Source organism: Mesorhizobium sp. M7A.F.Ca.MR.362.00.0.0, from assembly GCF_004023175.1.
In the GTDB taxonomy this organism is placed as follows: Bacteria; Pseudomonadota; Alphaproteobacteria; order Rhizobiales; family Rhizobiaceae; genus Mesorhizobium.
The window spans coordinates 1-5,286 of sequence record NZ_RZTF01000320.1; the positions used below are offsets into that span (position 1 = coordinate 1).

General features: G+C 63.3%; 6 protein-coding genes. 4 read left to right on the forward strand and 2 right to left on the reverse strand.

Going from position 1 to position 5,286, the window contains the following annotated elements; all coding sequences use genetic code 11:
* A partial coding sequence (locus EOC06_RS28360) for a C-terminal helicase domain-containing protein (RefSeq protein WP_206631269.1) occupies positions 1-733 on the forward strand: 733 nt, incomplete at its 5' end.
* 102 nt (positions 734-835) lie between these two features.
* On the opposite strand, the gene EOC06_RS28365 is transcribed toward EOC06_RS28360, so the two are convergent.
* A complete protein-coding gene (locus EOC06_RS28365; protein WP_128309355.1) occupies positions 836-1,810 on the reverse strand; it encodes a carboxylesterase in 975 nt (324 codons plus the stop codon).
* 77 nt (positions 1,811-1,887) lie between these two features.
* Positions 1,888-2,709 (reverse strand): SDR family oxidoreductase, encoded by an 822-nt coding sequence (locus EOC06_RS28370; protein ID WP_023812065.1) that lies wholly within the window; start codon positions 2,707-2,709, stop codon positions 1,888-1,890.
* Positions 2,710-2,935: 226 nt separating this feature from the next.
* Here EOC06_RS28370 and EOC06_RS28375 point away from each other — a divergent pair, with 226 nt between their 5' ends.
* From EOC06_RS28375 to EOC06_RS43735, 3 genes are all read left to right on the forward strand, one after another.
* Positions 2,936-3,970 (forward strand): cysteine synthase A, encoded by a 1,035-nt coding sequence (locus EOC06_RS28375; RefSeq protein WP_128309356.1) that lies wholly within the window; start codon positions 2,936-2,938, stop codon positions 3,968-3,970.
* The gene (locus EOC06_RS28380; protein ID WP_128309357.1) at positions 3,970-4,713 is read left to right on the forward strand and encodes an alanyl-tRNA editing protein; all 744 of its coding nucleotides are present in this window, start codon (positions 3,970-3,972) and stop codon (positions 4,711-4,713) included. Before EOC06_RS28375 ends, EOC06_RS28380 begins: the two co-directional genes overlap by 1 nt.
* Before the next feature lie 39 nt (positions 4,714-4,752).
* A partial coding sequence (locus tag EOC06_RS43735; protein WP_245470149.1) for a sulfurtransferase occupies positions 4,753-5,286 on the forward strand: 534 nt, incomplete at its 3' end.

A 5,286-nucleotide genomic window follows, 5' to 3' on the forward strand; every position in this document is an offset into this window, starting at 1 on the left:
GGCCGAGATCGTGCAGGGCGTCGTCTTTGCCCGCACCAAGCAGAAGCGCCAGGTTCTGTCGACGATGCTCGCCGACGAGGCGATGAAGTCCGTCATCATCTTCTCGCGCACCAAGCATGGTGCCGACAGGGTGACCAAGGACCTCGAGCGCGACGGCTTCAAGGCCGCCGTCATCCACGGCAACAAGTCGCAGAATGCCCGCCAGAAAGCGCTGAACGATTTCCGCGACGGCTCGGTGCGCATTCTGGTGGCGACCGACATTGCGGCGCGCGGCATCGACGTCCCCGGCATCAGCCATGTCGTGAATTTCGACCTGCCTGATGAAGCCGAGAGCTACGTCCACCGCATCGGACGTACCGGCCGCAACGGCATGGACGGCATCGCGATCACGCTTTGCGATCCTTCCGAGAACAGCAAGCTGCGCCAGGTCGAGCGCATCATCCGCACCAAGCTGCCGATCGTTGCCGACCATCTCGGCAGCCCCGATCCGCTGCGCAATCCGGCTGAAAAGAACGAGCGCTTCGAGCCGGCCAATGATCGCAACGACCGCAATGGCCGTCGCGACGGCAGGCGGCCCGGTGGCGAGAACAAGGGCAACGGCTTTGGCAAGAAGCGCTTCGGCGACAAGCCTGCCTTCGCAGGCGAGCGCAAGCCGGAAGGCGCCAAGCCGGCCTTCAAAGGCAACAACAAGCGTCGCTTCGGCGGCAAGCGTCCGGCTGCGCGGGCTGCGTAAGCCAGATCGCGTTGTAATCAGTCAGGCTTAGCCTGGCTGATTGCCGGGACAGACCAAGGAAAGGGCGGCTGAAGCGATGCTTCGGTCGCCCTTTCCGTTTGCCTACTTCACCACCGCTTCGATCCAGACGGCGATCCTTTGCGCCAGAAACGCCGTGGTCGACGGCGACAGCGCGTCGCCGGCAATGACGTGATTGTCCGGGTCGCCGGTGTCGTCGACCGGAACCAGTTCATGCGGCGCGCCCCAGCGCCCGGCAATCTCGCGGGTGCGATCGGCCCGCACCACTTTGTCCGAATCAGAAAAGATGAACAAAGCAGGGATGGTCGCCTTCTCCACCGGCGCGCCATAGGCAAGCTCGGTCAGCGCCTGCATCGGCAAGGTTGCTTCGATCGGATAGCGGGTGGTCCAGAATTCTTCATTCAGCGCGTTGCGCGGCACGAAGCTGTGTTCCTTGCCGGCGACCAGCCTGGCAATTTGTTTGCCCCACGGCATGGTCAGGATCTCGGCGCCCGAAGTCTTGACGCCGAAGTTCGGCGAGATGAACGCAATCGCCGCCACCTCGTCCGATGCACCGGGCTGCGTTGCCGCCCAGACGGCCAGCGAGCCGCCGGTCGACGTCGAGATGACGATCACCTTGTCGCCGATCGCCCGGCCGATGGCGAGCGCTTCCTCATAGTCGTTGATCCAGGCGTTGATGCTGCCTTGCGTCATCGCCGCGCCATCCTGCCCGTGACCGGTGGGCCGGGTGTAGAAGAGATTGGCATCAAGCTGTTCCGCCACTTCGTCGGGCAGCGGGCGGACCTCGCCCTTGGATGCGGAAAAGCCGTGGATGTAGACGATCGACAGCGGCGTCCTGGCATGCACCAACGGATCGGCCCAGACGATCTCTTTTTCCAGCCCGTCACGGATTCCGGGGATGGCGGCTTCCGCCTTTGCCACATAGGCCTGCGGATCGTCAGCGATGAGCGAGGGATCGAAACGGATCGTGGTGTCGACGCGAACGCGCGGGCCGAGCACGAAGGCCAGTGCGAGAATGGCGATCAGGCCCAGCACAGCAAGCACGATCCGTCGCCCCATCGCAGACTCCACGCAGCACTTGTCTCAACCATGGCGACGGCGGCCGAAACGGTGAGCCTGCCAATTTCGCCGGCGTCCTATTCGATCGGGGGCTTGCGGTCGTAATGCAGCGGCCGCGCCTTCCAACTGGTCATCAGGCTGATAAATCCTCTGCACAGCGGCCTCGGCAGCAGGCCGAGCAGTTTCAGGGGCCAGCTGGTCCGGCGCGGGAAATGGACTTCGAAGCCGCCGGACTTGATGCCCCGCGCCATGCGGCGCGATGCGCGGCTGACCGGCATCAGTCCCGGCATGGGCAGCATGTTCTTCTCGGTCAGCGGGGTGTCGATGAAGCCGGGATTGAACACCTGGATACGCACGTTCATCTTGTCGAAATCATACTTCAGCGACTCGGCCAGGATGTTGATGGCCGCCTTGGTGCCGCCATAGGCGGCCGTTGTCGGCCAGCCGAAATAGGATGTCACCGAGCCGACCAGCACGACATGGCCGCGCGCCCGCACACGCATGCGTTCGACCGCGGGCACGAGGCCGTTGATGATGCCGAAATAATTGACCTCGAAGGACCGGCGAAAGTCGTTGACGACAAGATTCTCCCCCGGCGTCGAAATGTAGTTTCCTGCATTGAAGATGGCGAGCACGATGGGACCGAGCTCCTTCTCGATCGCGGCGACGGTTCTTGCCATGCGCGGCTCGTCGGTGACATCGCAGGGAAAGGCCGTGACACTGCCCGGCATCTGCGCGGTCTCGACGACAAGCGTGTCGATCGGATCGTCGTCAAGCGCCGTCACCGCGACGGCATAGCCCTGGGAAGCAAGATCCCTGGCCAGCGCACGGCCGATGCCGCTTGAGCCGCCCGTGATCCAGGCGACGCCGTGCTTCGGGTTGGCCCGGTAGAGTGTCATGCTGCGCCCTGTCGACTTGTTGGTGCTTTGCTCTAGCGGTGAAGAAATCGAATGAAAAGCCGCTTTTCAACGTCAGCCGGAAATGAACAGTGGCGCAAGAGGCCAGCCTCGGGAAGCGCCGACGCAACAACAGCACTGCAAATGCGACTGGACCAGACAAATTCTTGCCTTGAAACCGCAGCTTCGGGTTTCTAGGGTTTCGGCGCACGCACACAAGGAATCCTGGATGCCCCGTTCTGTGATCGACGCGATCGGCAACACGCCTCTGATCCGCCTCAACAAAGCTTCTGAACAAACTGGTTGCGAGATCCTGGGCAAGGCCGAATTCATGAATCCGGGCCAGTCGGTCAAGGATCGTGCCGGCCTGTTCATCATCCGCGACGCCGAGCAGCGCGGGCTGCTGAGGCCCGGCGGTGTGATCGTCGAGGGAACGGCCGGCAATACCGGCATTGGACTGACGCTGGTTGCCAAGGCGCTAGGCTACCGCACCGTCATCGTCATCCCGGACACGCAGAGCCAGGAAAAGAAGGACACGATCAAACTGCTCGGCGCCGAACTGATCGAGGTGCCGGCAGTGCCCTACAGGAATCCCAACAATTACGTGAAACTGTCGGGGCGGCTGGCCGAGCAACTGGCAAAGACAGAACCGAACGGCGCCATCTGGGCTAACCAGTTCGACAATGTCGCCAACCGTGACGGCCATATCCGCACCACCGCGGAGGAGATTTGGAGCCAGACCGGCGGCAAGGTCGATGGCTTTGTCTCGGCGGTCGGTTCGGGCGGAACGCTGGCCGGCGTCGCTTCCGGACTGAAGGCGAAAAGCCGGGACGTGAAGATCGCGCTCGCCGACCCGCTGGGGGCCGCGCTCTACTCCTTCTACACCAACGGCGAGCTGAAGTCCGAAGGCAGCTCGATCACCGAAGGCATCGGGCAGGGGCGCATCACCGCCAATCTCGAAGGGTTCACGCCGGATTTTTCATTCCAGATCCCCGATGAGGATGCGCTGCCGATCGTCTTCGACCTTATCCAGGAAGAGGGCCTTTGCGTCGGTGGCTCGACCGGCATCAACATTGCCGGCGCGATCCGCCTGGCCAGGGAATTGGGTCCCGGCCACACCATCGTGACCATTCTTTGCGATTACGGCACGCGCTATCAGTCAAAACTGTTCAACCCGGAATTCCTGCGCGAAAAGCAGCTGCCAGTGCCGGGCTGGATGGAACAGCGCAGTACAATTTCGGTGCCGTTCGAGAAAGTCGCGTGATGGCAAACAGGACGGACGCCCTGTTTCGTGACGACGCCTATCTGCGCACGGCGGACGCAACGGTGGTTGCCGTCAACGACCGCGGCGGCATCATCCTCGACCGGACGATCTTCTACGCCACTTCGGGCGGCCAACCGGGCGATACCGGGTATCTCGAACGCGGCGATGGCAGCCGCATCGCCATTGCCGCCACCCTCACCGGTGAGACCAAGGACGAGATCATACACGTGCCAGCGCCGGAGCAGGCGGTTCCGCAGGTGGGCGACACGCTGAGGCTGGCGATCGACTGGGAGCGGCGGCATCTCCTGATGCGCATGCACGCGGCTTGCCACCTGCTCACCGTCGTCTGCCCGTTCCCGATCACCGGTGCTTCGGTTTCCGAGGACGACAGCCGTGTCGACTTCGACGCTCCGGATGCCGGCTTCACCAAGGAGGACGTCACCGCCGGGCTGATGGAGCTGGTGCGGGCCGATCATCCGATCTTTGTCAGACTGATCAGCGACGAGGAACTGGCCGCCAATCCAGGCCTGGTAAAATCCAAGAACGTGCGGCCGCCGGTCGGCACCGGCAAGATCCGCCTGGTCTGTATCGGCGACAACGCCTCGGTGGACAGCCAGCCCTGCGGCGGCACCCATGTGAAAAGCACCGGAGAAGTCGGCGAAATCCACATCGGCAAGATCGAGAAGAAGGGCCGTGAAAACCGGCGCTTCCGCATCCGCTTTGGGCCGATGCCGGCAAACTGAACAGGCAGTGATCGCCAAAAGGCGAGCAGGAGAACAAGAATGGCCGAGGACAGCCCCTTCACCGTCGACGCAGACTGGCTGCAGCAACGTCTCGGCGAGCCGGGCCTGACGATCATCGACACATCCTGGTACCTCCCGGCGCAGAAGCGTGATGCGCGCGGCGAGTATGAGTCCGCCCATATCCCGGGCGCACGGTTTCTCGATCAGGATGCCGTTTCGGACCCGGATTCGCCCCTGCCGCATACCTTGCCGTCGCCGCAGCATTTTGCCCAGTATGTCGGCGCCATGGGCGTTTCGGCCGATGACACCATCGTCGTCTACGACGGCCCGGGTTTCTTCTCCGCACCCCGGGCGTGGTGGATGTTCCGGGTGATGGGCGTCTTTCAGACCTATATTCTGGAGGGCGGCTTCGATGGCTGGAAAGCCGCCGGCAGGCCGGTGACGGCCGAACCGACCAAGATCGCGCCAAGCGTGTTTCATGCCGACTTCGACGCCGGGCGCGTCGCCAGCCTCGCCGACATGCGCGGGATCGTCGACACCAAGGCGAGCCAGATCGCCGACGCCCGTGGACCG

Bases quoted from the DNA above. Each gene is read 5' to 3' on its own strand.
- EOC06_RS28365 (WP_128309355.1), bottom strand. From the start codon at position 1,810: ATGGGGCGACGGATCGTGCTTGCTGTGCTGGGCCTGATCGCCATTCTC.
- EOC06_RS28370 (WP_023812065.1), bottom strand. From the start codon at position 2,709: ATGACACTCTACCGGGCCAACCCGAAGCACGGCGTCGCCTGGATCACG.
- EOC06_RS28375 (WP_128309356.1), top strand. From the start codon at position 2,936: ATGCCCCGTTCTGTGATCGACGCGATCGGCAACACGCCTCTGATCCGC.
- EOC06_RS28380 (WP_128309357.1), top strand. From the start codon at position 3,970: ATGGCAAACAGGACGGACGCCCTGTTTCGTGACGACGCCTATCTGCGC.